This is a genomic window from Burkholderia sp. KBS0801 (genome assembly GCF_005937855.2).
GTDB lineage: Bacteria > Pseudomonadota > Gammaproteobacteria > Burkholderiales > Burkholderiaceae > Burkholderia > Burkholderia ambifaria.
This window is the reverse complement of the sequence record NZ_CP042177.1, coordinates 145,745-172,386: the sequence shown is the minus strand read 5'-3', so window position 1 is coordinate 172,386 and position 26,642 is coordinate 145,745. Positions and strand designations below refer to the sequence as shown.

Below are 26,642 nucleotides of genomic sequence, written 5' to 3'. Positions count from 1 at the left end.
CCCTATGCCGCCCGCGGCCCGACCAACCGCGCCAGTACCCTTCCGATGCCACGCCAAACGCCGGCCACGACCGCGCATCCGCCGCCGCCTGCTGCGCGTTTTGCCGAAGGCCTCGATGCGTGCTGCCGCGCCATGCCAAAATAGCCGGTCATCCACGCGCCGCCACGGCGCGCCATCCTTTCGTTTCGTACGCAGCCAGGGATTGCCATGTCGTCATTGCTCAGGATTGGTTTGATGGGTTTCGGTTTCGCCGGCGCGACGTTCCACGCGCCCGTGATCGCCGCGAGCGGCCGCACCGAGGTCGCCGCGATCGCGACGGGGCAGCCCGATCGCGCACGCGCCGCGTATCCGGGCGCGCGCATCGTCCCCGATCTCGATACGCTGCTCGGCCTCGACGATATCGACTGCGTGGTGATCGCCACGCCGAACGACACCCACTTCCCGCTCGCGCGCCAGGTACTCGAAGCCGGCCGTCACGTCGTCGTCGACAAACCGGTCACGCTCACCGCCGACGAGGCGCTCGCGCTCGCGCGGCTCGCGAACGCGCGCAGCCGCCTGTTCGCGCCGTTCCACAACCGCCGCTGGGACGGCGACTTCCTCACCGTGCGCCGCATCGTCGAATCCGGCGAACTCGGCCGGCTGACGTATTTCGCGTCGCACTTCGACCGTTTCCGCCCGACTCCGCGCACGCGCTGGCGCGAGGAGCCCGCCCGCGGCGGCGGCCTGCTGCTCGACCTCGGCCCGCACCTGATCGACCAGGCGCTCGCGCTGTTCGGGCTGCCCGACACGGTCAGCGCGACGGTCAAGACGCGCCGCGACAACGGCACGGCGCCCGATTTCGTGCACCTGCTGCTCGGCTATCCGGACAAGGACGTCGCGCTGCACGCGAGCGCGCTGTCGGCGATCGAGCCCGCGCGCTTCACGCTGCACGGCACGTGCGGCAGCTATCAGAAGTTCGGGCTCGATACGCAGGAAGACCAGTTGAAGGCAGGCCTCACGCCCGACCACGTCGAGTTCGGCGGCGGCAACCCGCCCGGCGTGCTGCGCACGCTCGAAGGCGAGGTCGAGGTCGAGCGGCCGGTGCCGACGCTCGACGGCCAGTATGCGGAGTTCTATCGCGCGCTCGCCGCGTCGGTCCACGACGGCGCACCGTTCCCGGTCACGCCGCAGGACGCGGTCGACGTGATGACGATCATCGAGCTTGCCGCGCAGAGCGAGCACGAAGGCCGCCGGGTACCATTCGTGCGCCGCACCGTCTGACGGCCGCCGGCCGGGTCGGTGCCGACCCGGCCACAAAGCCGCCGTCCCGCGTCAATCCGGGCCACTCCGCGCCGCGCCGCACGCCGGCGGCGGCCATGGGCCAGCACCCCACGGCGGGCCGCCTCGAACATTCCGTTACAAATGGTGCGGGAACGAAAGTCAGCGGTCGCCCGGTCTGACGCGTTTCTCAAAAAGTCGATCCGACTCCAAACCGTCAGGAGAATGTGATGCAACGGTTGATTCGCGCAGCGGCATGCTGCGTCCTGGTTTCCTCGCTCGCCGCGTGTGTCGTGCAGCCGCAGCGGCCAGTCCGGCAGGCGCCGCCGCCTCCCGCGCGACCGAATCCGCAGGTCATCGCGAACGAGCGCATGCAGGAGGTCCAGGGCCGGATCGACAACCTGCACCGCCGGATCGACACACGCGTCAACGGCGGCTACTACCCGCCGCCGTACGGCGCGCAGCTGCACCACCGCCTCGACGTGATCCGCCAGGAAGCGAACGACATGTCGACCCAGCACAACGGCGGCCTGTCCGGCGACGAGCAGCGCGTGCTGAACCAGGAACTCGACACGGCCGCGCGCGCGATCGGCGAGTGACGCCGGCGCCCGCCGGTGCCGGCAAAAGCGGCGGCGCCCCACGTCGCCGCTTGTCGCGAAGCGACATTCTTTTGCTCAAATTGACAACGTCCACCCGCTCGCGTACAGTCGCCCGCACGCGTCGGGAGAGCGTGTGACCGCGTAGCTAGGAACGCCGGTCGCGCCGCCGAAGGGGCACACCCGCAAACTCTCAGGCAAAAGGACCGACCGCGTCGGGGAATCCCGTCCGCGCATTGCGCGGGCCGCACTCCCCGCACTCTGGAGAGCGGCAGTAGCCCGTTGCGCCCATGCGGCGCGGGGCAAGCTGCCCACCGAAGGGGCGCGCGTTCGCCGGCCTGTGGCCGCAGCGCAATCTCTCAGGTATCGAGGACAGAGGGGCATGTACCGGATCGCTCGCAGGCACACGGCCGCGGCGGTCGGCACATGGCCGTTCTGACCCGCGCGCAAGCGCCTTGCCTGAGGCCTCGATGACTGCACTGAATCACACCCCGCTCAACGCCGCGCACCGCGCGCTCAATGCCCGCATGGTCGACTTCGGCGGCTGGGACATGCCCGTCAACTACGGCTCGCAGATCGAAGAACATGAAGCCGTGCGCACCGACGCCGGCATGTTCGACGTGTCGCACATGTGCGTCGTCGATTTCACCGGCAGCCGCGTGCGCGCGTTCTTCGAACACGCGATCGCGAACAACGTCGGCAAGCTCAAGACCCCCGGCAAGGCGCTCTACTCATGCCTGCTCAATCCGCAGGGCGGCGTCATCGACGACCTGATCGTCTATTACTTCACCGAAGACTTCTTCCGCGTCGTCGTCAACGCCGGCACGGCCGAGAAGGACATCGCGTGGTTCAACCAGCTCAACGAGCAAGGCGGCTACGGCCTGACCATCGCGCCGCGCCGCGATTTCGCGATCGTCGCCGTCCAAGGCCCGAACGCCCGTGAAAAGGTCTGGACGACGGTGCCCGCCGCGCGCGCCGCCACCAGCGAACTGAAGCCGTTCAACGCCGCGCGGGTCGCCGGCACGCCGTTCGGCGAGCTCACCGTCGCGCGCACCGGCTACACCGGCGAAGACGGCTTCGAAGTGATCGTCCCGGCCGTGCACGTCGAAGCGCTGTGGACCGCGCTGCAGCAAAACGGCGTGCGCCCGTGCGGGCTCGGCGCGCGCGACACGCTGCGCCTCGAGGCCGGCATGAACCTGTACGGCCAGGACATGGACGAGACCGTGTCCCCGCTCGACGCGGGCCTCGCATGGACGGTCGATCTGTCGGCACCGCGCGACTTCGTCGGCCGCGCCGCGCTCGAGCGCGACGGCACGCGCGCCGCGTTCGTCGGCCTGATCCTGCAAAAGGAAAACGGCAAGGCGGGCGGCGTGCTGCGCGCGCACCAGAAGGTCGTCACGCCGCACGGCGAAGGCGAGATCACGAGCGGCACGTTCTCGCCGTCGATGCAGGAATCGATCGCGTTCGCACGCGTGCCAGCGGCCGTCCACGTCGGCGACACCATACATGTGCAGATTCGAGACAAGCAACTTCCCGCGCGCGTGGTAAAACTGCCGTTCGTGCGCAACGGCAAGGTCCTCGCTGCGTAACGACCGGGGGCCCGCCTCCCGGCAAGCCGGGAAATGGCGCCCGGCGCAACCCCATCCGGCGCGCCCAGGCGGCGCGCCAGCATAACGAACATACCTTTTATCCAGGAGCATCCGATGAGCAACGTCCCGGCCGATCTGAAGTACACCGACGAACACGAGTGGATCCGCACCGAAGCCGACGGCACGCTGACGGTCGGCATCACCGATCACGCGCAGAGCACGCTCGGCGACATCGTCTTCCTCGAGCTGCCGGCAGTCGGCAAGTCGGTGAGCGCAGGCGACGCAGTCGGCGTCGTCGAATCGGTGAAGGCGGCATCCGACATCTACTCGCCGGTGTCCGGCGAGATCATCGCCATCAACGAAGAAGCCGCCGACTCGCCGGAGGAAGTGAACAGCGACGCATACGGCGTGTGGCTCTTCAAGATCAAGCTCGCGGACGGCGCATCGACCGACAAGCTGATCGACGCCGACGCATACGGCAAGCTGATCGACTAATTTTCCTTACCCGAACCGCGCGGCCGGCCAGCCGGCCCGCGCGGGACCAGAGTCACGCCATGAAGCTCGAACACCCGGACCGTCTGATGAACCGCACGCCCCTCTCGCTCGCCGCGCTCGAAACGCACGACGCGTTCGCAGAACGCCACATCGGCCCCGATGCCGCCAGCCAGCAGGCCATGCTCAACACGCTCGGCTTCGCGTCGCGCGCCGCCCTGATCGAGGCCGTGATCCCGGCCTCGATCCGCCGCGCCGAAACGCTGCCGCTCGGCCCGTTCGCGCAGCCGAAGAGCGAGGCCGAAGCCCTCGCCGCGCTGCGTGCCCTCGCGGACAAGAACCAGGTGTTCCGCTCATACATCGGCCAGGGCTATCACGACACGCACACGCCGGCCGTGATCCTGCGCAACGTGCTCGAAAACCCGGCGTGGTACACGGCCTACACGCCGTACCAGCCCGAAATTTCCCAGGGTCGCCTCGAGGCGCTCCTGAACTTCCAGCAGATGGTCGCCGACCTCACGGGCCTCGCGATCTCGAACGCATCGCTGCTCGATGAAGCCACCGCCGCGGCCGAAGCGATGACGCTGCTGCAGCGCACCGGCAAGCCGGCGTCGAACGTGTTCTACGTCGCCGACGACGTGCTGCCGCAGACGCTCGAAGTGATCCGCACGCGCGCGCTGCCGGTCGGCATCGAAGTGAAGACGGGCCCGGCAGCCGACGCCGCGCAGGCCAACGCGTTCGGCGTGCTGCTGCAATATCCGGGCGTCAACGGCGACGTGCGCGACTACCGCGCGCTCACCGAAGCGATCCACGCGGCCGGCGGCCATGTCGTCGTCGCGGCCGACCTGCTCGCGCTGACCGTGCTGACGCCACCCGGCGAATGGGGCGCGGACGTCGCCGTCGGCAACACGCAGCGCTTCGGCGTGCCGATGGGCTTCGGCGGCCCGCACGCCGCATATCTCGCGGTGCGCGACGAATTCAAGCGCCAGATGCCAGGCCGCCTCGTCGGCGTGACCGTCGACGCGCAGGGCAAGCCCGCGCTGCGCCTCGCGCTGCAGACGCGCGAACAGCACATCCGCCGCGAGAAGGCGACGTCGAACGTGTGTACCGCGCAAGCGCTGCTCGCGATCATGGCGAGCATGTACGCGGTCTACCACGGCCCGCACGGCCTGAAGACGATCGCGCTGCGCGTGAACCGCATCGCGGCGCTGTTCGCCGCCGGCGTGAAGCAGCTCGGCTTCGCGACCGTCAACGACACGTTCTTCGACACGCTGACGATCGACACCGGCGCGCGCACCGCGCAGGTCCACGAATTCGCGAAGGCCCGCCGCATCAACCTGCGCCGCGTGAGCGCCACGCAAGTCGGCGTGTCGTTCGACGAAACGACGACCCGCGACGACCTCGCCGCTCTCCTCGCCGTGTTCGCGCGGGCCGCGGGCGGCACCGCGCCGTCCGTCGACGCGCTGGACGCGGGCGCAGCCGGCGTCGCCGCGCTGCCGGCCGGCCTCGAGCGCACGAGCGCGTACCTGACGCACCACGTGTTCAATCGCCACCATTCCGAGACCGAAATGCTGCGCTACCTGCGCAGCCTGTCGGACAAGGATCTCGCGCTCGACCGCTCGATGATCCCGCTCGGCTCGTGCACGATGAAGCTGAACGCAACGTCGGAAATGCTGCCGGTCACGTGGCCCGAGTTCGGCAGAATCCACCCGTTCGCGCCGGCCGAGCAGACCGTCGGCTACCGCGAGATGATCGACCAGCTCGAGCAGATGCTCGTCGCGGCCACCGGCTACGCGGCCGTGTCGCTGCAGCCGAACGCCGGCTCGCAGGGCGAGTACGCGGGCCTGCTGATCATCCACGCGTACCACGCATCGCGCGGCGAAGCGCATCGCGACGTGTGCCTGATCCCGGCTTCCGCGCACGGCACGAACCCGGCCTCCGCACACATGGCCGGCATGAAGGTCGTGGTCGTCGCGTGCGACGCGCAGGGCAACGTCGACATCGCCGATCTCAAGGCGAAAGCCGAGCAGCACGCGAACGACCTCGCGGCGATCATGATCACGTATCCGTCGACGCACGGCGTGTTCGAGCAGAACGTGCGCGAGATCTGCGAGATCGTCCATGCGCACGGCGGCCAGGTGTACGTCGACGGCGCGAACATGAACGCGATGGTCGGCCTGACCGCGCCGGGCCAGTTCGGCGGCGACGTGTCGCACCTGAACCTGCACAAGACCTTCTGCATCCCGCACGGCGGTGGCGGCCCGGGCGTCGGCCCGGTCGCGGTCGGCGCGCACCTCGCGAAGTTCCTGCCGAACCAGCGTTCGACCGGCTACACGCGCGAAGAAGACGGCATCGGCGCGGTATCGGCCGCGCCGTACGGCTCGGCATCGATCCTGCCGATCTCGTGGATGTACATCGCGATGATGGGCGCGAAGAACCTGACCGCCGCCACCGAGACCGCGATCCTCAACGCGAACTACATCGCGAAGCGCCTCGCGCCGCACTACCCGGTGCTGTATTCGGGCCCGGGCGGGCTGGTCGCGCACGAGTGCATTCTCGACCTGCGCCCGATCAAGGAAACGAGCGGCATCAGCGTCGACGACGTCGCCAAGCGCCTGATGGACTACGGCTTCCACGCGCCGACGATGAGCTTCCCGGTGCCGGGCACGCTGATGGTCGAGCCGACCGAATCGGAATCGCAGGAAGAACTCGACCGCTTCATCGCCGCGATGATCGCGATCCGCGAGGAAATCCGCGCGGTCGAGGAAGGCCGCGCCGATCGCGAGGACAACCCGCTGCGTCACGCGCCGCACACGGCCGCCGTCGTGACCGCGAACGAGTGGCCGCACGCGTACTCGCGCGAGCAGGCCGCGTACCCGGTCGCCTCGCTCGGCACGAACAAGTACTGGCCACCGGTCGGCCGTGCGGACAACGCTTACGGCGACCGCAACCTGTTCTGCTCGTGCGTGCCGATGTCGGACTACGCATAACGCCTGCCGCGCGCCGGAGTCCGATCATGACCACACCGCACGCAACCGACGGTTGCGTGCGGTTTTTGCGTTCGCCGCCCGGCCAATCGATTCACGCTCGCCCGCCAATCCGGCTAACATCACACGCGATCCAGCCAATCAAGGAGTTCCGCATGGTGCGTCCGATGTTTCCGGGCCAGGGTGCAACGCAGGAGCGGCCGCGCACGCGCCGCTTCGTGCCGCTGCTCGTCGCGTCGCTGTCGTTCGCTACCGTCGGCCTCGGCACGGCCGGCAGCGCGCGCGCGGCGATGAATTTCTGCGCGGCGCCCGCGTTGCAGGCGAGCGAGACGATACAGGCCGAGCCGGGTGTGCAGGCGCTGATCCGCAGCGTCGACGCGCGCATCGGCGAGCAGCCGAAGGCGATGCCGCGCGTGCACACCGAGGGCACGCTGCCGCACGAAGGCATCTACGACCAGAGCGCCGACGCGCTGAAGGACATGGAGCTGATGCGCGACGCCGCCCTCGCGTGGCGCGTGACGAATGCGCCGCGCTACCTGCAGCTCGTCGACCGCTTCCTGTCCGCGTGGGTGTCGACCTACCAGCCGAGCTTCAACCCGATCGACGAGACGCGCTTCGACAGCCTGATCGTCGCGTACGACATGACGGCGAGCGCGCTGCCGGTCAAGACGCGCAACGCAACCGCGGCGTTCATCGCGAAGCTGGGCGCCGGCTATGTCGCGCAGATCGACGCGCAGAAGCGCCCGCTCACCGGCACGTGGCGCAACAACTGGCAGAGCCACCGGATCAAGCTGATCGCGCTGTCCGCGTTCACGCTCGGCGACCGCAAGATGATGAACGCCGCGCAGCGGCTGTTCGTCGAGCATCTCGCCGACAACATCGGTCCGGACGGCAAGACCTGGGATTTCGACGAACGCGATGCGCTGCATTACGCGGTGTACGACCTGCAGCCGCTGGTGACGGCCGCGCTCGCCGCGCGCCGCTTCAACCGCAACTGGCTGCGCGAGCGCGGCGCGAACGGCGCGTCGCTCGCGGCCGCGCTCGATTGGCTCGTGCCGTACGCGCTCGGCGAGAAGACCCACGAGGAATTCGTGAATTCGCCGGTGCCGTTCGACGCGAAGCGCCGCGAAGCCGGCTTGCCGGGCTACACGGGGCAGTGGGACCCGAAAAACGCCACCGAACTCTTTCATCTGGCCGCGCGGCTCGACGGGCGCTATGCCCGTGTCGCGCGGCAGTTATCCGTCATGCCGCCCGCATGGCTGGCCGCGTGCCTGCCATTGCAGGCGCGCTAGCATCATTCTCAAAGCAAGGCAGATATCAAAATGGCAGTCAGCGTGTTTGACCTCTTCAAGATCGGCATCGGCCCGTCCAGTTCGCACACGGTCGGACCGATGCGCGCGGCGCTGATGTTCGTCCAGGGCCTCGAGCGCGACGGGCTGCTCGACGCGACGGCCAACGTAAAGGTCGAGCTGTACGGCTCGCTCGGCGCGACCGGCAAGGGCCACGGCACCGACCGCGGCGTGATGCTCGGCCTGCTTGGCGACGCGCCCGATACCGTCGATCCCGACACGATCGACGCGCGGCTCGACGACGTCCGCAAGTCGAAGCAGCTCGCGCTGCTCGGCACGCATCCGGTGCCGTTCGTGCTGAAGGAGCACATCGCGTTCTACCGGCAGGCGCTGCCCGAACACCCGAACGGGATGAAGCTGCGCGCATCCGACGCGAACGGCGACGTGCTGGTCGAGCGCACCTACCTGTCGGTCGGCGGCGGCTTCGTCGTGACGGCCGGCGCGCCGAACACGAAGGTGCTGAGCGCGGCCGAGCAGATGACGCACCCGTTCCGCACCGGCGCCGAGCTGCTAGCGCTGACCGAGGCGACCGGCAAATCGATCGCGCGGCTGATGTGGGAAAACGAGCGCGCGTGGCACACCGAGGAAGAGACGCGCGACGGGCTGCTGAAGATCTGGGCCGTGATGCAGTCGTGCGTGTCGCGCGGCTGCGGGATCGGCAACCCGGACGCCGACGGCAACCTGCCCGGCCCGTTCCAGGTGAAGCGCCGTGCGCCGCAGCTGTATCGCACGCTGACCGGCAACCCCGAACAGGCGCTGCAGGATCCGCTGTCGATGATCGACTGGATCAACCTGTATGCGATCGCCGTCAACGAGGAAAACGCGGCCGGCGGCCGCGTCGTCACCGCGCCGACCAACGGCGCGGCCGGCATCATTCCGGCGGTGCTGCACTACTACACGCGCTTCACGCCGGGCGCGAACGAACAGGGCGTGATCGACTTCCTGCTGACGGCCGCGGCGATCGGCATTCTTTACAAGATCAACGCATCGATTTCGGGCGCGGAAGTGGGCTGCCAGGGCGAAGTGGGCGTCGCGTGCTCGATGGCGGCCGGTGCGCTCGCGGCCGTGCTCGGCGGCACGCCGCGCCAGGTCGAGAACGCGGCCGAGATCGGGATGGAGCACAACCTCGGCCTCACCTGCGACCCGGTCGGCGGGATGGTGCAGATCCCGTGCATCGAGCGCAACGCGATGGCGTCCGTGAAGGCCGTCAACGCGGCGCGCATGGCGCTGCGCGGCGACGGCTCGCACTACGTGTCGCTGGACTCGGTGATCAAGACGATGCGCGAGACGGGCGCCGACATGAAGACGAAGTACAAGGAAACCTCGCGGGGTGGCCTGGCGGTGAATATCGTCGAGTGTTGATGCGGGGTCGCACGGTAATGCGGGGCGAATCGAGGCCCCTGCATCACGGCCACTGCCGTCGCGCATGCAACACCCGGAGGACCTCCACGATCCCGTCGGCTGGTCGGATGCGATACACGAGCACGTAGTTCGGCGCGACCACCAGCTCGCGCGTACCCGCCACCCGCCCTTGCCGATACAACTCGGCATGGGCCGGCAACGACCGTGCCCTTTCTTCCAGCAGTTCGTCGAGTTCGAGCGCAGCCAGCGGGTCGTCCTCGCCGATGTAGTCCATGATCGCGGCGCGATCCTCGTACGCCTTCGGATTCCAGTACAGCGCAAGGGTCAAGTAGCATCCCCTCGTCTGCCCGCGAGCCGCTCACGCAGCGCCGCACGGCGCGACGCGAAGTCGGCGCTGACCTCGGCGTCGGGAATCGGCGCCCGCGGATCGTCCAGCGCCTGTTGCACCTGCTCGCGAAACCAGCGATCGTGGGCCGCTGCCTCGTGCGCCGCCCTCAACGCGGCTGCGCGATCAGGCCGGGTCGCCCGGCCGGCCGCATCCGGGTCGAATGCCGACGCATCCACATCGAACCGGGTGATGCCGATGTCGCGTAGAAATCCGACCAATGTTTCCAAACGGCGAAACACCCGCACGTCGCCGCGCTTGGCCGACAGGAAACGGTCGTGCGCGCCGCAACGGGCCGAGAGCGCCCAGCCGTTGCCGCAGCCGACCACGCGGGCCGCGCGTACGGCGCCGGCTTCGACCAGTTCCGTCAGCGTCTTTTGATCGATCGTTTCGGTTGCCATGGTGATCCTCGATGCGGTTTATCCATCCGTTCGCTGAATTTTACTATTGAATGGCATCTCATTTTATTGTTGATTGGGATACGCCAGTTCCGGGTCGACACAGATTCCGACCCAACATCCATAGCGATACTTTTCACCGCCCAGGGCGTAGGCACAAGCCGGCCGTTCGGCCAGCGGAAACCCCGGCGCGCGTTCCGAAGCGCCCCCGATCCGACACTTTTCACCGGCCGGCGTACCGGTGCCCCGCCAACCGGCGTAAGCTGTACGTCCCGCTACCAAGGAGACGGCAGCCCATGTCGCATTCCAAGGATCTCGAGCAGAGCGTCACCACCGGCGCGCGACTGCTCGTCGATGCGTTGCTCGCCAATCACGTCGAACGCGCGTTCTGCGTGCCGGGCGAGAGCTTCCTCGCCGTACTCGATGCGCTCGCGGATCACACCGCGCGCATCCAGACGGTCGTCTGCCGCCACGAGGCGGCCGCCGCGAACATGGCGGAGGCGGTCGGCAAGCTGACCGGCCGCCCCGGCATCGCGTTCGTCACGCGCGGGCCCGGCGCGACCCACGCGTCGATCGGCGTGCACACCGCGTTCCAGGATTCGACGCCGATGATCCTGTTCGTCGGCCAGTGCGCACGCGAGCACCTCGACCGCGAAGCCTTCCAGGAAATCGACTACCGGCGGATGTTCGGCCAGATGGCGAAATGGGTCGCGCAGATCGACGACCCGCGCCGCATTCCCGAATACTTGAGCCATGCGTTCCACGTCGCGACTTCCGGTCGCCCGGGCCCCGTCGTGCTCGCGATGCCGGAGGACGTGCTGTCCGAAGCGTGCGCGTCGCAACCGGTCGTGCCGGCCGCGAAACGTGTCGCGGCGTCGCCGTCGGCCACGCAGCTCGACGAGCTGCGCGAACGGCTCGCGCATGCGGAACGGCCGTTCGCGATCGTCGGCGGCAGCGGCTGGACGCCCGACGCATGTGCGAACCTGCGCACCTTCGTCGAGCGCTGGCAACTGCCGGTCGCATGCGCGTTCCGCTTCCAGGACACCTTCGACAACGCGCACCCGAACTACGCGGGCGACGTCGGCCTCGGGATCAATCCCGCGCTCGGCAAGCGGATTCGCGACGCCGACCTGCTGCTGGTGCTCGGCCCGCGCCTCGGCGAAGCGACGACGGGCGGCTACACGCTGCTCGACATCCCGAAAACGCGCCAGACGCTGATCCACGTGCACCAGGGCGCGGACGAACTCGGCCGCGTGTATGCGGCCGACCTGCCGATCGTGTCGGGGATGCCGGAGATCGCGGCGCCGCTCGCCGCGCTCGAACCGCCGGCGCACCCGGCATGGGCCGACACGGCCGCCGACGCGCACCGCGCGTACCGCGAATGGCATGCGCCGCTGCCGATGCCCGGCGACGTCCAGCTCGGCGACGTGATGGTGCAGCTGCGCGAGCGCCTGCCGCACGACGCGATCCTGACCAACGGCGCCGGCAACTACGCGATCTGGCTGCATCGCCACTTCGCGTACCGCCACTTCCGCTCGCAGCTCGCACCGACCAGCGGCGCGATGGGTTACGGGCTGCCCGCGGCGCTCGCCGCCAAGTCGCTGTATCCGGAGCGGGCCGTCGTCGCGCTCGCCGGCGACGGCTGCTTCATGATGGCCGGCAACGAACTGGCCACCGCGATGCAGTACGGGCTGAACATCGTCGCGATCGTCGTCAACAACGGGCATTTCGGTACGATCCGCATGCATCAGGAGCGCAACTATCCGGGGCGCGTGCACGGCACGGGGCTCACGAACCCCGATTTCGCCGCGTATGCGCGCGCGTTCGGCGCGCATGGCGAGACGGTCGAGCGCACCGCCGACTTCGCGCCGGCACTGGAGCGCGCGCTGACCTGCGGACTGCCGGCGCTGATCGAGATCCGCATCCCGCAGGACGCCAGCACGCCGGCCGCGACGCTCGAGCAGATCCGCGAGCAGGGCCGCCGGGCACGCGGCGCATGATCATGGACACGCACGCCGCACCGGCCAGTCTCGCGTTGTCGCACGACGACGCGCTCGTCCTCCCCGGCACGCTGCTCGCGCCCGACGGCACGCTCGTCGCGCCGTACGACATCGAGCACGGCAGCGACCGCGCGGAAGGCTGCGTGCCGGCCGCGGCGGCGCTCGGCCTGCTGCATGCCGTTCATCGGCCGTTCCGGCGCGATTACGGCCGCACATCTGACGTGCACGTGATCAACGGGATGGGTGTCGCACTCGGCGACTCGGTGATCGGGCTGACCGCGCTCGCCGCGCTGCGCACGATGCATCCCGGCGTGCGCTTCACGCTGTACCGGCCGGCCCGCGCACCGCGCTACGTCGAAGCGCTGTATGCGCTCGCGGCCGACGTCGTCGCGCCGTCACGCGCGCTGCCGTACGCCGCCGACGCGCTGCCCGCGCACGCGCCGTGCATCGATCTCGGCAATCATCTGTACTGGCCCGCGTTCGCACAGCAGCCGATGATCGATTTCTTCCTCGACGCGCTCGGGGTGGATCCGGCCACGGTGCCGGCCGCCGCGAAGCGCAATCGCTGGCTCGCGCGGCTGCCGCTGCCCACGCTGCCGGCCGAATGGCAGCGGCCGTACGTGCTGTTTTGCCCGACGGCGAGCACCGCGGTGCGCAGCGTGCCGCCCGCGCTGCGTGCGGCATTCGTGGAGCGGCTCGTGCAGCGTTACGGGCTGCCGGTTGTCGGGTTCGGCCCGGTCGCGCATCCGGCCTACGTCGACGTGAGCCGCCACGCGCCCGACACCGCGCACTTCATTGCCTGGGTCAAGGGTGCGAGCGTGCTGTTCGCGCCCGACACGGCCGCGCTGCATGTCGCCGACGGCTTCGACGTGCCGACGCTCGCTTGTTTCACGACGATCGGGCCGGCGCTGCGCGTGCGCGACTATCCGCACTGCGTGCCGGTCGAGCTCGACGTGCCGGCCGAATTGCGCGGGCTGCATCGCAGCGAGCGGCCGGAGGATCTGACGGCGGTCGAAGCCGCTTACCAGGCGATCGACTGGGATGCGCTGCCGTGGCCGGCGCCGCGCGGAGCGGCCGCTGCAGCCGCCGCGGCCGAATAGAAAAACGGAAGTCACCCGGAAGATCGAACCTTCAGCGGCCTGCACGCGCCGCCGCCACGCTCACCCGGCCGCGACCATCACGGCGCGATCGCGCAGCGTCTCCGACGGCCGTTTGCCGAACAGCCGCCGGTAGTCGGTCGCGAACTGGCTCAGGTGCCAGAAGCCCCACGCCTCCGCGACGTCCTGCACCGAACCGGCCGCCCGCCCGCACAGGTCGCGCCGCGCGCCGTTCAGCCGAAGCGTGCGCAGGTAGGTCGCGGGCGCCATGCCGAGCACGTCCTGGAAGCAGTACTGCAGCGTGCGCCGGCTCACGTGCAACTGCTCGCACAGCTCGGGCACGCCGACCGGGCGCGCGCGGTGCGCCAGCACGTACTCGCGCGCCTGCTCGACGATCCAGCGCCGGGTTGACGGCGCGCCGCCCGCACCATCGTCCGCCGGTTGCGCGCATGCGTCGAACAGCGCGCCCAGCACCTCGGCCTGCAGCTCGTCGCGCTGCGCGTCGGGCAGCGGGCCGCCGACGGCCGCCGCACCGTCGAGCCGGCGGCCGAGCAGCGCGCACAGGCGCGCGAGCCGCGTGTCGCCAACCTGAATCACGTGCTGCGCGAACAGCCGCTCGTCGAGCGCGCGATGCTCGACTTCCTCCGCGTAACGGCGCAACACGTCGCCGCGCACGACGACGCCGTAGATCGAGAACTGCGCGGGCGTCAGCAATTCGAATTCAACGTTGCCGGGCCGGAACGCGAGCCCGCCGGGGCCGATACGGCATGCATCGACGCGCGCGCTGCCGTCGCTCACCAGCGGGATGCCGAACCAGTACGCGTCGCCGCGCACCTCGCACGCCTGGCGCAGCAGGTGGCTGGTCGATTCGCGAAACAGCTTCATCGTGTCGAGCGGCAGCTCGGTCAGCGTGCCGACGAAGCGGCCGGCCGCGAGCTGGTCGTAGGTCTGCCGCCAGCCGATCAGGTTGCGCGCCTGCTCGTCGGCGTCGTGCGCGACGCTGACCACGGCCTGGCCGGCCAGCGCATCGTCACCCTGCGCGCTGCACCGCGTGTCCTCGGCCGTCGGTTCGGCCATGCACTCCGTTCGTTGCTCCATCGTGTTCTCCTCACCTGCCCGGGACCGCGCCCATCACGCAAGTCCCGTGCCGAACCGCGCGGCCCGGCGACAAGCCCGTCATTGCACGCCGTACGGCCGCCGCGCGCCATGCGGGCGCACCCGGAGGCGGCGTGCCGCGCACCGCGCGGGTGCGGCATGCATGCCGCCGGCGGCCCGGCCACGCGCTAGGTGCGCGGCTGCAACCGCACGACCCGCGTGCCGCAGTTGCCATACGCCTGCGCGACCGCCACCTCGACGATCGGGCTGCCGGCCGGCCAGGGCGCCGCGTCCGCTTCCGGCTGATCGGCCCGCAGCGTCGCGCGGCCGTTGATCCGGTAGCGGATGCCGCGCACGAAATCGATGAACAGCAGCCCGACGCCGCGGCCGTCGCATTCGCGCGCATCGATCCGGTCGCCGTCGCCGGGCGTCGGCAGCGCGAAACGCAGCGTCTTCGTGTCGATCACGCGCACGACGGGCCACAGATCGCCGTTCGCGTCGCGCACGCCCTGCACGATGTCGCAGGTCACGCGCGCCGGTCCGCCGCGCGTCGTGCCGACGAACATGAACGGCTGCGACTCGACGAACTGGCGCACGCCGATGCTCAGCCGTGTCGTCACGACGTCGCTCATCCGCTCGGCTTCGTCGGCGACGCCGAACCGGTGATGTGCGTCGAGCTCGCCCGCGTGGAACACCGGGTGGCGCGGATAGGATCGGGATGGTTCTGCCATGCTGGTTTTCCGTGGGGCCCACCGGTGCGCGACGCGGCCGCGCGACTGCCGGGGGTTGGCGACGCCGCGTGTCGAATGTCTCGCGGCGAAAGCGGCGAAGTGCCGGGCGAGCGGCCGTCGGCGCATTGCATCGCCGCGGGCACCGCTCGACGACGGCGGCCAATGCGTCACCCGAGCGTCGAACCTTGCCCGGAATCGGCAACCGGGAATCGTGAACCGGCAACCGTACCGGGCAGCATTCCACCGCCGCCCGGCCGGCCCCGGCACTTCACCCCTGCTTCGGGCGATCAGAAGAACCCGAGCGCCTCGGCCTGGTAACTGACCAGCAGGCACTTCGTCTGCTGATAGTTCGACAGCGCCATCTTGTGCGTCTCGCGACCGATGCCCGACTGCTTGTAGCCGCCGAACGCCGCGTGCGCCGGGTACAGGTGGTAGCAGTTGGTCCACACGCGGCCCGCCTCGACCTCGCGGCCCATCCGGTACGCACGCGTGCCGTTGCGCGTCCACACGCCCGCGCCGAGCCCGTAGAACGTGTCGTTCGCGAGTTCGATCGCTTCCTGCTCGTCCTTGAACGTCATCACCGACGCGACCGGCCCGAAGATCTCTTCCTGGAACACGCGCATCTTGTTGTTGCCGAACAGCATCGTCGGCTTCACGTAGTAGCCCGTGCCGAGATCGGCGCCCGGTGCCGTGCGCTCGCCGCCCGTCAGGCATTGCGCGCCTTCGTCGCGGCCGATGTCGATGTACGACAGGATCTTGTCGAGCTGCTGCTGCGACGCCTGCGCGCCGATCATCGTCTGCATGTCGAGCGGGTGGCCGGACTTGATGCGCTCCACACGCGCGACGGCCTTCTCGATGAAGCGTTCGTAGATCGATTCCTGGATCAGGATCCGCGACGGGCACGTGCACACCTCGCCCTGGTTCAGCGCGAACATCGCGAGGCCTTCGAGCGCCTTGTCGAGGAATGCGTCGTCCTGGTCGAGCACGTCGGCGAAGAAGATGTTCGGGCTCTTGCCGCCCAGTTCCACCGTCGACGGGATCAGGTTGTCGGCCGCCGCACGCAGGATGTGCTTGCCGACCGGCGTCGAGCCCGTGAACGCGATCTTCGCGATCCGCTTGCTGGTCGCGAGCGCTTCGCCCGCTTCCTTGCCGAAGCCGCTCACGATGTTGATCGTGCCTGCCGGGAACAGGTCGCCGATCAGCTCCATCAGCACCATCACCGACGCGGGCGTCTGCTCGGCTGGCTTCATCACCACGCAGCAGCCCGCCGCGAGCGCCGGCGCGAGCTTCCACGCGGCCATCAGCAGCGGGAAGTTCCACGGGATGATCTGGCCGACGACGCCGAGCGGCTCGTGGAAGTGATACGCAACCGTGTTGTCGTCGATCTCGGAAATGCCGCCTTCCTGCGCGCGGATGCAGCCCGCGAAATAGCGGAAGTGGTCGATCGCGAGCGGCAGGTCGGCCGCCATCGTCTCGCGCAGCGGCTTGCCGTTGTCGATCGTCTCGGCCACCGCGAGCAGCTTCAGGTTCTTTTCCATCCGGTCGGCGGCGGCCAGCAGCAGGTTCGCGCGCTCGGCGACCGACGTCTTGCCCCACTTGCGGCGCGCGGCGTGCGCCGCGTCGAGTGCGACCTCGATGTCGTCGGCGCTCGAGCGCGGCACGCGGCAGAACGGCTTGCCGTTGATCGGCGACACGTTCTCGAAATACTCGCCCTTCACCGGCGGAACCCACTTGCCGCCGATGTAGTTGTCGTACTGCTGACGGTACGGATATTCGACGTCGAGGCCCAGTTGCTTCAGGTCAAACGGGTTCATACATGTCTCCTGTTCATCGTGCTTGTGTGAATGCAGCGCCGGTTGGATCGCGCTGCACGGTTTACGCAACATGCGTGCCACACGGGCCGAAAACGGAACAGGAGCGGTGCGTCCGGCCGCCCGCCGGGCGCGGTGCCGGCGCACGGGAAACGAGTGTGCCGATTCTGAACACCGCGACGGCACAGCGACGCGGCGGGTGTTCGGATTTTTCACAGCGCACCTGTGCAGGCGTCGCCGCGCGCCACGCGCGCCGCATGGCATGTCGCTTGCGTGCGCAACGCGAATCCGCACGCCGCGGCCACGCGCCGACCGACACCATGAACGAACCGGGCCCCCTCAGCGACGATGCCGTCGCGTTCATCCGCGAACAGGCGTTCCTGCTCGTCGCGACCGCGAACGCGGCGGGCGACAGCGACTGCTCGTATCGCGGCCGGCAGCCGCGCGCGGACGGTTCGTTCGCGCCGCTGGTCGACCTGCCCGATCGCCGTACGCTCGTGCTGCCCGACTTCGCGGGCAACAACCTGTTCAACACGATCGGCAACCTGCTCGTGAATCCGGCGATTGCACTGCTGTTCGTCGATTTCGTCCGGCAGACGACGTGGCTCGTGCAAGGGCGCGCGACGATCGACGAGGACGCGGGAAGCCATGCGCACCTGTGGCCGACTGCGCTGCGTTACGTGGTCGTCGAAGTCGAAAGCGCGCACGCGCGCGCCGAAGCGGGGCTGCCGCCGCTCGTGCTGGCGTGACGGCGCCGTGCGGATAGCCGTCGGCATGCGGCCACGGCGATGAAGGCATGCGCGCGCGCTGTCGCTGCCATTGCTGGAAGCCGCCACCCCGACGACACCATGCTCAGCGCCCGTTTGCGTCCGCACACGCCGGTTCGCTCCGGCGCAGCGCCGGCGCTTCGCCACGCGGCGGCTCACCTTCATCGCCGCGCCCTTGCGCAACCGCCGGCCGCGCGCCAAGAAACGCGAACACCACGCCCGCGCACAGCACCGTGACGACCGCGAGCCCGATCAGCAGCCGGTCGAACGCGTGCGTATAGCTCGCGAGCAGCGCCGCACGATCGACGCCCGGCAACACGGCCGCCGCGCCGGCGAGATCGCCGGTCGCGAGCCGCGCGGCGGCCCGCAGCGTCGCGCCGGACGTGCCCGCCGCCATCCGCCGCAAATCGGCGTGCGCGAGCGTCGCGAGCACCGCGCCGACGATCGCGAGCGCGATCCCCTCGCCCGCCACGCGCGTCGTGCTGAAGATCCCCGTCGCCATCCCTGCGCGCTCCTTCGGCACGACGCTGACCGACAGCCCGTCCATCAGCCCCCACGGCATGCCGGCCCCGACACCGATCGCGAGCATCGGCGCGATCGCCGCGCGCCCCGCGCCGCCGCGCAGCGCGACGTCCAGCCACACGAGGCCCGCCGCCGCGAGCAACAGCCCGAGCCCCGAGATCACGCCGGCCGACAGCCGGCGCGTGAGCGTCGCCGCGACGAACGGCACGACGAGCATCGGCGCGGAAATCGCGAGCATCAGCCAGCCCGCGTCGATCTCGCTGAAACCGTCGATGCCGATGAAGCGCAGCGGCAGCACGACGAGCAGCACGATGTAGCAGCAGCAGGTCGACACCGGCAGCACCTGCACGCCGACGAAGCGCGGAATCCGGAACAGCGACAGGTCGAGCATCGGCCGCGCGACGCGCGTCTCGATCGCGGCGAACGCGCATGCGCCGAGCGCCGCGCCCGCCAGCAGCGCGACGACGAGCGGATGCGTCCAGCCGCGCGCGGGCGCCTCGATCACGCCGAACGTGAACAGCGTGAGCGCGGCGGTGAACGCGGTCGTGCCGGGCCAGTCGAGCCCCGTCGCGTGCGGATCGCGCGATTCGTGCATGCGCGGCAGCCCGAACGCGAGCGACAGCGCGCCGGCCGCGGCGCCCGTGACGAAGATCGCGCGCCAGCCGTAGTGCGCGATCAGGCCGCCGGCGAGCACGGGCCCGAAGGCGAGCCCGATCCCGAACGTCGTGCCGAGCAGGCTGAACGCACGCGTGCGCGCCGCGCCGTCGAACTCCTGTGCGAGCGCGGCCGTGCCGCCCGCCAGCGCCGCGGCCGCCGCGAGCCCCTGCGCGGCGCGCAGCAGGTCGAGCGCGAGCATCGACGGTGCGAACGCGAGCGCGACCGACATCAGCGTGAAGCCGCCGACGCCGATCGCGAACACGCGCTTGCGGCCGAACTGGTCGGCCAGCGCGCCCGCCGCCATCAGGAAACTGCCGAACGCGAGCATGAACGCGTTGGTGATCCAGTTCATTGCGACCGGCCCGCCGTGCAGGTCGCGGCCGATCGCGGGCGTCGCGACCGCGCCGCCCGAAAACGACAACGGCAGCGCGACGGCGGCCATGCAGACGGCGGCCAGCACCCACGCGCGCCGGCGCGCCGAGCTGGCCGAATCGGGTGAAAACGGGTGATCCATCATCGCTCCTCGAAAAGCGGGCGCGGATGCGCCGCCAGAGCGATCAAAGATAAATCCGATTCAATCAGCGAAAAACCGTGCAAGACTCCGGATATAACGGACTAATATTCCGCAATCTGTCTCTTCTCCGCTTCTTGCCGGCCCGCTTATGTCGATGGAAAACCTGAACGGCATCGCCGCGTTCGTCCGCACCGCCGAAGCGCTCAGCTTCGTCGCGGCCGGCCGTGCGCTCGGCATTTCCGCGTCCGCCGTCGGCAAGACGATCGCGCGGCTCGAGCAGTCGCTCGGCGTTCGCCTGTTCAACCGCACGACACGGCGCGTCACGCTGACCGACGAAGGGCGCCATTTCTACGAACGCTGCCAGCGGATCCTCGAGGATTTCCGCGATGCGGAAGCGACCGTGAAGGCCTCCGCGCAGCGCCCGCGCGGCAAGCTGCGCGTGAGCCTGCCGGTGATCGGCTACCGGTTCCTGCTGCCGGTGCTGCCCGAATTCAGGCAGCGCTATCCGGACGTCGAGCTCGACCTGGATTTCAACGACCGGATGGTGGATGTCGTCGAAGGCGGCTTCGACGCGGTGATCCGCAGCGGTCCGCTGTCGGATTCGAGCCTGATGTCGCGGCGGCTCGGCCCGTTCGCGTTCGTGCTGTGCGCGACGCCCGCGTATCTCGCGCGGGCCGGCACGCCGCGCGCGCCGCACGATCTCGAAGCGCACGATTGCGTGCGCTACTGCTTCCCGACCACCGGCAAGCTGCAGGACTGGGCGCTCGCCTCCCGCGACGGCACGCCGCTGAAGCTGCGCACCGCTATGACCTGCAACAACATGGAAGCGCTGCGCGGCGCGGTCATGGCGGGGCTCGGCATCGGCTACATGCCCGACTTCCTCGCGCGCGACGCGCTGGACACCGGCGCGCTCGTCACCGTGCTCGACGACTACCGGATCGCGCCGGGGCAGTTCTCGATCGTGTGGCCGTCGAGCCGGCAGTTGTCGCCGAAGCTGCGCGTGTTCGTCGACTTCCTGTGCGAGCGGCTGCTCAAGTAGACGGCTGACGCGCTAGGCACCCCCGCCCCGTCATTCCGCGCCGATCCGCTCGGCGTCCGCCTGCGGCAGCAGCGCATCGCTGTCGTCCTTCAGCCCGACACCCGTGAGCCCGAGCCGGCGCGCCTGCGTCATCAGGTAATGCAGCTTGTGCGCGGCGGCGGCATGCGGGAGCCCCTCGGGCCGCACGTTCGAGATGCAGTTGCGCAGCGCGTCGTGGCAGCCGACCTTCGGCGCCCACGTCAGGTACACGCCGAGACTGTCGGGCGAGCTGAGCCCCGGCCGTTCGCCGATCAGCATCGCGACGACCTTCGCGCGCAGCAGCTCGCCGATCTCGTCGCCGAGCGCGACGCGCGCCTGCGTCGCGACCACCACCGGGCCGATCCGCCAGCCGTCCGCGTCGAGCCGCGGCCGCACGGCCTGCAGCAGCGGCAGCGCCTGCTTCGCGGCCGCGAACGCCGACAGCCCGTCACCGACCACGAACACCACATCGGGCGCATCGTCGAGCGCCGCGCCGTAGCCGGCCAGCAGCCCGCGGCTGTCGTCCGACAGCTTGCGGCCGAGGTCGGGCCGGCGCAGATAGTGGTCGCGGTCGGGCGCGGCGCTCTGCACGCCGAGCGTCGGCAGCAGCCCGGCCGCCTCGATGTCGCGCCGCAGCGCGTCCGTGTCGAGCGGCTGGTGCACGGCGTCGCGCGCCTGCGCGTGAGACAGGTTGAACGCGAGCAGTGGCGCGGTCGGCAGGCTGTTGCCCGCGCGGCCGAGCGCGATCCGCGCGTTCGTGAACGACCTCAGCTGCGCCCAAGGGTTCTTTTCGACGGCGTCGCTCATGCGGAAATCCCCATCCAGTCGTTCGCGCCCGCGAGCAGCGGCACGCGCGCGCTCGCCACGCGCAGCGCGCCGTGCGCGTCGGCGATCTCCATCGTCTCCAGCCACTCCTCGAACTCGGGCGCGCGGCGCAGGCCGAGCACCTCGCGCACGTACAGCTGGTCGTGAAACGACGTGCTCTGGTAGTTCAGCATCACGTCGTCCGCGCCCGGAATCCCCATGATGAAGTTGATGCCGGCCGCGCCCAGCAGCGTCAGCAGCGTGTCCATGTCGTCCTGGTCGGCTTCCGCGTGGTTCGTGTAGCAGATGTCGCAGCCCATCGGCACGCCGAGCAGCTTGCCGCAGAAGTGATCCTCGAGCCCCGCGCGGATGATCTGCTTGCCGTCGTACAGGTATTCGGGCCCGATGAAGCCGACCACCGTGTTCACGAGGAACGGATCGAACTTGCGGGCGACTGCGTACGCGCGCACCTCGCAGGTCTGCTGGTCGACGCCGAAGTGCGCGTTCGCCGACAGCGCGCTGCCCTGGCCCGTCTCGAAATACATCAGGTTGTTGCCGACGGTGCCGCGCCCGAGCGACAACGCGGCCTCGCGCGCCTCGCCGAGCAGCGCGAGCGAGATGCCGAAGCTCGCGTTCGCCTTCTCGGTGCCCGCGATCGACTGGAACACCAGGTCGACCGGCGCGCCCTTCTCGATCGCGGCGATCGTGTTCGTCACGTGAGTGAGTACACACGACTGCGTCGGCACGCCGTAGCGTTCGCGGAACCCGTCGATCATCGCGAGCAGCTTCACGATCGCCGCGAGGCTGTCGGTCGCCGGGTTGATGCCGATCATCGCGTCGCCGCAGCCGTACATCAGCCCGTCGAGCATCGACGCGGCGATGCCCTTCACGTCGTCGGTCGGGTGGTTCGGCTGCAGCCGCACCGACATCCGGCCGGCGAGCCCGACCGTGTTGCGAAAGCGCGTGACCACGCGGCGCCTCCGCGCGGCCGCGATCAGGTCCTGGTTGCGCATCAGCTTCGACACGGCCGCGACCATCTCCGGCGTGAGGCCCGGCGCGATCCGCTCGAGCGCGGCGCCGTCGGCCACGGGCGACAGCAGCCAGTTGCGGAAATCGCCGACCGTCAGGTGCGAGATTTCCGCGAACGCGGCCGCGTCGTGATCGTCGAGGATCAGGCGCGTGACCTCGTCGTGTTCGTACGGAATCAGCGCCTCGTTCAGGAATGCCTTCAGCGGCACGCCTGCGAGCGCGATCTTCGCGGCGACGCGCTCCTCCTCGCTCGCCGCCGCGACGCCGGCGAGCTGGTCGCCGGAGCGCAACGGGCTCGCTTTCGCGAGCAGCGTCTTCAGGTCCGCGAAGCGGTACGTGCGCGGGCCGATCGTCTCCGTGTAGGCCATCGTTCGAATCTCCTTGCCAGTCCTTGCCCATCCGTGCCGGACGCCGACGGCGCGCCCGTTCGACGGGGCGCGCCGGATGCCGTCAGGCGCGGCCGTGCGGGTTCGCCATCCTCACTCCTCGAGCGCCACGTCGCCCGGCGCGCTCGCGCGCTGCGAACGGGTCGCGAGGAAGTACGCGTAGCCGAGCGCGAGGAACGCGACGAACACCATCGCCACCAGCCCGTTGAAGTACACCATCGTCCCGAGGCAGACCAGCGCCGCCACGATCGCGAACGCCGGGAAGAACGGGTACAGTGGCGCGCGGAACGGCCGCGCCATGTCCGGGTGCGAACGGCGCAGCTTGAACAGCGCCGCCATGCTTACGATATACATCACGATCGCACCGAACACCGACATCGTCACGATGTTCGCGGTGAGCGTCTGGCCGCCGAACTGGATCAGCTCGTCGCTGTAGATCGCGGCGATCCCGACCACGCCGCCCGCGAGAATCGCGCGATAGGGCGTGCGAAAGCGCGGATGCACCTTCGCGAGCCATTCGGGCAGGTAGCCCTCGCGCGCCAGCGCGAAGATCTGGCGCGAATAGCCGAGGATGATCCCGTGGAACGACGCGACCAGCCCGAACAGCCCGAGCCACACGAGCATGTGCATCCAGCCGCTGTTCGCGCCGACGATGTACTTCATCGCCTGCGGCAGCGGGTCGTTGATGTTCGCGAGCTTGGTCCAGTCGCCGGCGCCGCCGGCGAACACCATCACGCCGATCGCCAGCGTGACGAGGGTCAGGATGCCGGCCACGTACGCGATCGGAATCGAGCGCTTCGGGTTCTTCGCCTCCTCCGCGGCCATCGCGACGCCTTCGATCGCGAGGAAGAACCAGATCGCGAACGGGATCGCCGCGAACATCCCGTGGAATGCGCCGACGCTGAAATGATCGGCGCCCGACCAGCCGCCCTTCGTGAAATTGCTCCACGCGAAGCCCGGCGACACCACGCCCATGAACACCAGCAGCTCGAAGATCGCGAACAGCGTGACGACCAGCTCGAACGTCGCGGCGATCTGCACGCCGACGATGTTCAGCGCCATGAAGACGAGATACGCACCCATTGCCGCGTGTTTCGGTTCGAGCCCCGGAAACTGCACGTGCAGGTACGCGCCGATCGCCAGCGCGATCGCGGGCGGCGCGAACACGAACTCGACGAGCGTCGCCGCGCCGGCGAGATAGCCGCCCGCCGGGCCGAACGCGCGGCGCGCATACGCGAACGGGCCGCCCGCATGCGGGATCGACGTCGTCAGTTCGGTGAAGCTGAAGATGAAGGTGGTGTACATCGCCGCGACGAACACCGCGGTGATCACGAAACCCAGCGTGCCGGCACTCGCCCAGCCGTAGCTCCAGCCGAAGTATTCGCCGGAAATCACGAGGCCGACTGCGATGCCCCATAGTTGCCAGGTCCCGAGCGTCTGCTGCAGCGCGGGCTGGCCGGACGACTTGGCGCCGGCGGCGGGCCGGCCATTCGACTCTGCTTTCATCGGATTCTCCTGAAAGGCGCCGGCCTGCCGGCCCGCGCGACTGAGAATCGATGCTAGAGAGTCATTAAAGGACGTGTTATCGAAATTCGGCAAAGATGAGGGCGGGTGTTTCGCTGACGGAAACCCTACGGTCTCGTGCCGTCGGCAAGCGAAGCGGTCGCGACCGTCGCATCACAGAGGCCGACGCCGATGATGCGGGCCGGCTTGGGTCGGCAGGTTCAAGCGAAGCGTTACGCTGACTGTCTGGCTGATCGCCGCGACCCTTCTCTACCAATATGTGTGGACGCACAACGCCGCGTACTTCCCGACTTACCCGAATTGGGTCGCGCAATGGATCGAAGATCTGTACGAACTGCACGGCGATGACACCGGACGCTTCTACGATGCGTTCTGGCTGACGATATCGTTCCTGAACGTGCTGGCAATCACGCTGGCGGGGTTGCTCGTTTGGTACGCGTGGCGTTACGTGACGAACCGAAGGCGCCGCCACGCTGCACGCAGCGGCGACGAGCGCCCGCGGTTACGTTGAGCATCGCGCCCGGCCGCGCTCGGCGGCCGGGCCCACCTTACTGGCCGCCGCCGCGCTGGTTGAACCAGCGGTCGAGCAGCTTGCCGGCCGCTTCGCGGCCGCCGAGGCCAAACGACAGCGCAACCGCCACCGCGATCGCGCCGAGCACGAGGCCGAACGCGAGCTGCACGATCTCGTTGGCGATGCCCATCGCGCGCAGCCCCATCGCGAACACAAGGCCGAGGATCGCGAATTGCGCGATCCGCGCGAACAGCACGCTGTGTTCGCGATCGGCCTGCTCGATCACGCGGCGCGCGAGGCCCGCGAGCCACACGCCGATCACGAGGATCACGCCGCCCATCAGCACGTGGCCGCCGAATTCGATGAACAGCGTGACGACGTCGCGCACCTGCGTGAAGCCGAGCCGGTTCGCGGCCTCGACCGCCGCGAACAGCATCGCGAAGAACACGATCAGCCGCGCGACCAGCACTGACGGCTGCAGGATCCCCGAGAACACGCGCTCGACGCCGAGCATGGCCGGCAGCCCGTCGACGCCGGCGGCTTCCAGCAGCCGCTGCGCGAGCGACGCGACGAAGCGCGCGAAATAGTACGTGACCAGCACGATCACGATCGCCGCGACGATGTCCGGCACCGCGCCGAGAAACTGGTTCAGCATGTTGGTGGCGGGAATCGAGATCGCGTCGATCTTCAGCGCGTCGAGCGCGGAGATCAGCGTCGGCACGAACACGAACACGTAGACGATCGTGCCGACCAGGCTCGACACGCGCACCGGCGTCGGGCTGTCGAGACTCGCGGTGAGGCGGTCGGCGCCGGCGGCAACCAGCAGGTTCGTCACGAGGCCGCGCAGCACGCGCGCGACGATCCAGCCGACGACGCCGATCACCGCGGCCGCGAACAGGTTCGGCACGATCGCGAGCAGCTTGTCGACCATCCCCTGCACCGGCGAGAGCAGGCCGGACAGCGCGAACGACCCGAGAATCGCCGGCAGGAACATCAGGATCACGAGCCAGAACAGCACGTCGCCGAGATAGCCGCTCATCGGCTGCATGCCCGCGCTTTCGGACAGCTTGTCGTCGACCTTGCTCGCTCGCAGCGCGCGGTTCGCGAGGCTGCGCAGCAGCGACGCGATCAACCATGCGATCAGCGTCAGCGCCGCGCCGCCGATCAGATTCGGCAGGTAGTTGACGATGTGCGTGACCAGCAGCGAGAACGGATTGGATACCGCGTAGAGATTGAGCACGTTGAAGATGCCCACCGCGGTGACGAGCAGCACGAGCCAGAACAGGCCGCCGGCGATGATCCGCTCGACGCGTGCGCCCTGGCCGGTGCTTTCGGTGATCCGCTGATCGACCTTCAGCGCGTTGAGCAGCCGGAGCGTGCCGGCCCGCACCACCACGGCGATCAGCCAGCCGATCACCAGGATGCCGATCGCACCGGCGATCTTGGGCAGGTATCCGCCTAGCGTGGTCTGCAGCGACGTGATGAAGCTGGAAGCATCCATTTCTTGTTCTCCCGAAAAACGTGGCGTTGCCATTGAACATCGACGAACTACCTGCGTACTTCGAAAACCGTGCAGTGCGGCCCGACCAACTTACCCGAGAAAAATGACACGTTCACCCGATTTCACCGTCTTTAACTTTAGACAAGATCGACGGGGACGAGACCCAATTTGTTCGAAATAAAAAGGGGCGGATTTGGTGGTCCTACGTATTTCCGCAAGAT

At 69.1% G+C, this 26,642-nt stretch carries 22 protein-coding genes and 2 riboswitches; of the genes, 12 read left to right on the top strand and 10 right to left on the bottom strand.

Going from position 1 to position 26,642, the window contains the following annotated elements:
- Positions 1-207: 207 nt before the first annotated feature.
- From FFI87_RS00780 to FFI87_RS00750, 7 genes are all read left to right on the top strand, one after another.
- Positions 208-1,260: an oxidoreductase gene (locus FFI87_RS00780; RefSeq protein WP_138848423.1), complete on the top strand. Its 1,053-nt coding sequence runs from the start codon at positions 208-210 to the stop codon at positions 1,258-1,260.
- A gap of 227 nt (positions 1,261-1,487) precedes the next feature.
- Positions 1,488-1,856, top strand: coding sequence for a hypothetical protein (locus tag FFI87_RS00775; protein ID WP_011655654.1), 369 nt, complete (start codon positions 1,488-1,490; stop codon positions 1,854-1,856).
- Between the two features lie 112 nt (positions 1,857-1,968).
- A riboswitch (glycine riboswitch) is annotated at positions 1,969-2,073 on the top strand.
- Positions 2,074-2,104: 31 nt separating this feature from the next.
- Positions 2,105-2,239, top strand: a riboswitch (glycine riboswitch).
- Positions 2,240-2,323: 84 nt separating this feature from the next.
- Positions 2,324-3,442: a glycine cleavage system aminomethyltransferase GcvT gene (gcvT, locus tag FFI87_RS00770; RefSeq protein WP_006754102.1), complete on the top strand. Its 1,119-nt coding sequence runs from the start codon at positions 2,324-2,326 to the stop codon at positions 3,440-3,442.
- A gap of 114 nt (positions 3,443-3,556) precedes the next feature.
- Positions 3,557-3,937: a glycine cleavage system protein GcvH gene (gcvH, locus tag FFI87_RS00765; protein WP_006754103.1), complete on the top strand. Its 381-nt coding sequence runs from the start codon at positions 3,557-3,559 to the stop codon at positions 3,935-3,937.
- A 59-nt stretch (positions 3,938-3,996) separates the two neighbouring features.
- The gene (gcvP, locus tag FFI87_RS00760) at positions 3,997-6,924 is read left to right on the top strand and encodes an aminomethyl-transferring glycine dehydrogenase (RefSeq protein WP_138848424.1); all 2,928 of its coding nucleotides are present in this window, start codon (positions 3,997-3,999) and stop codon (positions 6,922-6,924) included.
- A gap of 152 nt (positions 6,925-7,076) precedes the next feature.
- The gene (locus FFI87_RS00755; RefSeq protein ID WP_138848425.1) at positions 7,077-8,213 is read left to right on the top strand and encodes an alginate lyase family protein; all 1,137 of its coding nucleotides are present in this window, start codon (positions 7,077-7,079) and stop codon (positions 8,211-8,213) included.
- Between the two features lie 30 nt (positions 8,214-8,243).
- Positions 8,244-9,632: an L-serine ammonia-lyase gene (locus FFI87_RS00750; RefSeq protein WP_138848426.1), complete on the top strand. Its 1,389-nt coding sequence runs from the start codon at positions 8,244-8,246 to the stop codon at positions 9,630-9,632.
- A gap of 43 nt (positions 9,633-9,675) precedes the next feature.
- On the opposite strand, the gene FFI87_RS00745 is transcribed toward FFI87_RS00750, so the two are convergent.
- Together FFI87_RS00745 and FFI87_RS00740 are read right to left on the bottom strand one after the other, a co-directional pair.
- Positions 9,676-9,960 carry a type II toxin-antitoxin system RelE/ParE family toxin gene (locus tag FFI87_RS00745; RefSeq protein ID WP_138848427.1) on the bottom strand — a complete coding sequence of 95 codons (285 nt, stop codon included), beginning with the start codon at positions 9,958-9,960 and terminating at the stop codon, positions 9,676-9,678.
- A complete protein-coding gene (locus FFI87_RS00740; protein WP_138848428.1) occupies positions 9,957-10,418 on the bottom strand; it encodes a hypothetical protein in 462 nt (153 codons plus the stop codon). The genes FFI87_RS00745 and FFI87_RS00740 overlap by 4 nt, the downstream gene beginning before the upstream one ends.
- 293 nt (positions 10,419-10,711) lie before the next feature.
- Between FFI87_RS00740 and FFI87_RS00735 the strand changes: the two genes are divergently transcribed.
- Both FFI87_RS00735 and FFI87_RS00730 read left to right on the top strand, forming a co-directional pair.
- A complete protein-coding gene (locus FFI87_RS00735; protein ID WP_138848429.1) occupies positions 10,712-12,415 on the top strand; it encodes a thiamine pyrophosphate-binding protein in 1,704 nt (567 codons plus the stop codon).
- Positions 12,412-13,515, top strand: coding sequence for a glycosyltransferase family 9 protein (locus tag FFI87_RS00730; RefSeq protein ID WP_138848430.1), 1,104 nt, complete (start codon positions 12,412-12,414; stop codon positions 13,513-13,515). Before FFI87_RS00735 ends, FFI87_RS00730 begins: the two co-directional genes overlap by 4 nt.
- A gap of 60 nt (positions 13,516-13,575) precedes the next feature.
- Here the strand turns inward: FFI87_RS00730 and FFI87_RS00725 are convergent, their stop codons facing one another.
- The 3 genes from FFI87_RS00725 to FFI87_RS00715 form a co-directional block, all read right to left on the bottom strand.
- Positions 13,576-14,610 carry a helix-turn-helix domain-containing protein gene (locus FFI87_RS00725; protein WP_138848431.1) on the bottom strand — a complete coding sequence of 345 codons (1,035 nt, stop codon included), beginning with the start codon at positions 14,608-14,610 and terminating at the stop codon, positions 13,576-13,578.
- Between the two features lie 185 nt (positions 14,611-14,795).
- The gene (locus FFI87_RS00720; RefSeq protein ID WP_138848432.1) at positions 14,796-15,338 is read right to left on the bottom strand and encodes a hypothetical protein; all 543 of its coding nucleotides are present in this window, start codon (positions 15,336-15,338) and stop codon (positions 14,796-14,798) included.
- A 287-nt stretch (positions 15,339-15,625) separates the two neighbouring features.
- On the bottom strand, positions 15,626-17,152 hold the full coding sequence (locus FFI87_RS00715) for an aldehyde dehydrogenase family protein (RefSeq protein WP_011655645.1): 1,527 nt from the start codon (positions 17,150-17,152) through the stop codon (positions 15,626-15,628).
- A gap of 317 nt (positions 17,153-17,469) precedes the next feature.
- Between FFI87_RS00715 and FFI87_RS00710 the strand changes: the two genes are divergently transcribed.
- Positions 17,470-17,898, top strand: coding sequence for a pyridoxamine 5'-phosphate oxidase family protein (locus tag FFI87_RS00710; RefSeq protein ID WP_012362790.1), 429 nt, complete (start codon positions 17,470-17,472; stop codon positions 17,896-17,898).
- 103 nt (positions 17,899-18,001) lie between these two features.
- Here FFI87_RS00710 and FFI87_RS00705 read toward each other — a convergent pair whose 3' ends face one another.
- Positions 18,002-19,609, bottom strand: a complete 1,608-nt coding sequence (locus FFI87_RS00705; RefSeq protein ID WP_138848433.1) for an MFS transporter — start codon at positions 19,607-19,609, stop codon at positions 18,002-18,004.
- Between the two features lie 154 nt (positions 19,610-19,763).
- On the opposite strand from FFI87_RS00705, the gene FFI87_RS00700 reads away from it, so the two are divergent.
- The gene (locus tag FFI87_RS00700; protein WP_138848434.1) at positions 19,764-20,648 is read left to right on the top strand and encodes a LysR family transcriptional regulator; all 885 of its coding nucleotides are present in this window, start codon (positions 19,764-19,766) and stop codon (positions 20,646-20,648) included.
- Positions 20,649-20,678: 30 nt separating this feature from the next.
- Here the strand turns inward: FFI87_RS00700 and eutC are convergent, their stop codons facing one another.
- The 3 genes from eutC to eat all read right to left on the bottom strand — a co-directional run bounded on the left by eutC (position 20,679) and on the right by eat (position 24,391).
- Positions 20,679-21,473: an ethanolamine ammonia-lyase subunit EutC gene (gene eutC / locus FFI87_RS00695; protein WP_138848435.1), complete on the bottom strand. Its 795-nt coding sequence runs from the start codon at positions 21,471-21,473 to the stop codon at positions 20,679-20,681.
- Positions 21,470-22,867, bottom strand: a complete 1,398-nt coding sequence (locus FFI87_RS00690) for an ethanolamine ammonia-lyase subunit EutB (protein ID WP_138848436.1) — start codon at positions 22,865-22,867, stop codon at positions 21,470-21,472. The genes eutC and FFI87_RS00690 overlap by 4 nt, the downstream gene beginning before the upstream one ends.
- A gap of 111 nt (positions 22,868-22,978) precedes the next feature.
- Positions 22,979-24,391: an ethanolamine permease gene (gene eat / locus FFI87_RS00685; protein WP_138848437.1), complete on the bottom strand. Its 1,413-nt coding sequence runs from the start codon at positions 24,389-24,391 to the stop codon at positions 22,979-22,981.
- A 277-nt stretch (positions 24,392-24,668) separates the two neighbouring features.
- On the opposite strand from eat, the gene FFI87_RS00680 reads away from it, so the two are divergent.
- Positions 24,669-24,920: a hypothetical protein gene (locus tag FFI87_RS00680; protein WP_138848438.1), complete on the top strand. Its 252-nt coding sequence runs from the start codon at positions 24,669-24,671 to the stop codon at positions 24,918-24,920.
- Between the two features lie 37 nt (positions 24,921-24,957).
- On the opposite strand, the gene FFI87_RS00675 is transcribed toward FFI87_RS00680, so the two are convergent.
- Entirely contained in the window at positions 24,958-26,421 is a 1,464-nt protein-coding gene (locus tag FFI87_RS00675) for a mechanosensitive ion channel (RefSeq protein ID WP_011655639.1), read from the bottom strand.
- Positions 26,422-26,642 lie beyond the last annotated feature (221 nt).

Coding starts and splice junctions, on each gene's coding strand:
- FFI87_RS00780 (WP_138848423.1), top strand. CDS start 208: ATGTCGTCATTGCTCAGGATTGGTTTGATGGGTTTCGGTTTCGCCGGC.
- FFI87_RS00775 (WP_011655654.1), top strand. CDS start 1,488: ATGCAACGGTTGATTCGCGCAGCGGCATGCTGCGTCCTGGTTTCCTCG.
- gcvT (WP_006754102.1), top strand. CDS start 2,324: ATGACTGCACTGAATCACACCCCGCTCAACGCCGCGCACCGCGCGCTC.
- gcvH (WP_006754103.1), top strand. CDS start 3,557: ATGAGCAACGTCCCGGCCGATCTGAAGTACACCGACGAACACGAGTGG.
- gcvP (WP_138848424.1), top strand. CDS start 3,997: ATGAAGCTCGAACACCCGGACCGTCTGATGAACCGCACGCCCCTCTCG.
- FFI87_RS00755 (WP_138848425.1), top strand. CDS start 7,077: ATGGTGCGTCCGATGTTTCCGGGCCAGGGTGCAACGCAGGAGCGGCCG.
- FFI87_RS00750 (WP_138848426.1), top strand. CDS start 8,244: ATGGCAGTCAGCGTGTTTGACCTCTTCAAGATCGGCATCGGCCCGTCC.
- FFI87_RS00740 (WP_138848428.1), bottom strand. CDS start 10,418: ATGGCAACCGAAACGATCGATCAAAAGACGCTGACGGAACTGGTCGAA.
- FFI87_RS00735 (WP_138848429.1), top strand. CDS start 10,712: ATGTCGCATTCCAAGGATCTCGAGCAGAGCGTCACCACCGGCGCGCGA.
- FFI87_RS00730 (WP_138848430.1), top strand. CDS start 12,412: ATGATCATGGACACGCACGCCGCACCGGCCAGTCTCGCGTTGTCGCAC.
- FFI87_RS00725 (WP_138848431.1), bottom strand. CDS start 14,610: ATGGAGCAACGAACGGAGTGCATGGCCGAACCGACGGCCGAGGACACG.
- FFI87_RS00720 (WP_138848432.1), bottom strand. CDS start 15,338: ATGGCAGAACCATCCCGATCCTATCCGCGCCACCCGGTGTTCCACGCG.
- FFI87_RS00715 (WP_011655645.1), bottom strand. CDS start 17,152: ATGAACCCGTTTGACCTGAAGCAACTGGGCCTCGACGTCGAATATCCG.
- FFI87_RS00710 (WP_012362790.1), top strand. CDS start 17,470: ATGAACGAACCGGGCCCCCTCAGCGACGATGCCGTCGCGTTCATCCGC.
- FFI87_RS00705 (WP_138848433.1), bottom strand. CDS start 19,609: ATGGATCACCCGTTTTCACCCGATTCGGCCAGCTCGGCGCGCCGGCGC.
- FFI87_RS00700 (WP_138848434.1), top strand. CDS start 19,764: ATGGAAAACCTGAACGGCATCGCCGCGTTCGTCCGCACCGCCGAAGCG.
- eutC (WP_138848435.1), bottom strand. CDS start 21,473: ATGAGCGACGCCGTCGAAAAGAACCCTTGGGCGCAGCTGAGGTCGTTC.
- FFI87_RS00690 (WP_138848436.1), bottom strand. CDS start 22,867: ATGGCCTACACGGAGACGATCGGCCCGCGCACGTACCGCTTCGCGGAC.
- eat (WP_138848437.1), bottom strand. CDS start 24,391: ATGAAAGCAGAGTCGAATGGCCGGCCCGCCGCCGGCGCCAAGTCGTCC.
- FFI87_RS00675 (WP_011655639.1), bottom strand. CDS start 26,421: ATGGATGCTTCCAGCTTCATCACGTCGCTGCAGACCACGCTAGGCGGA.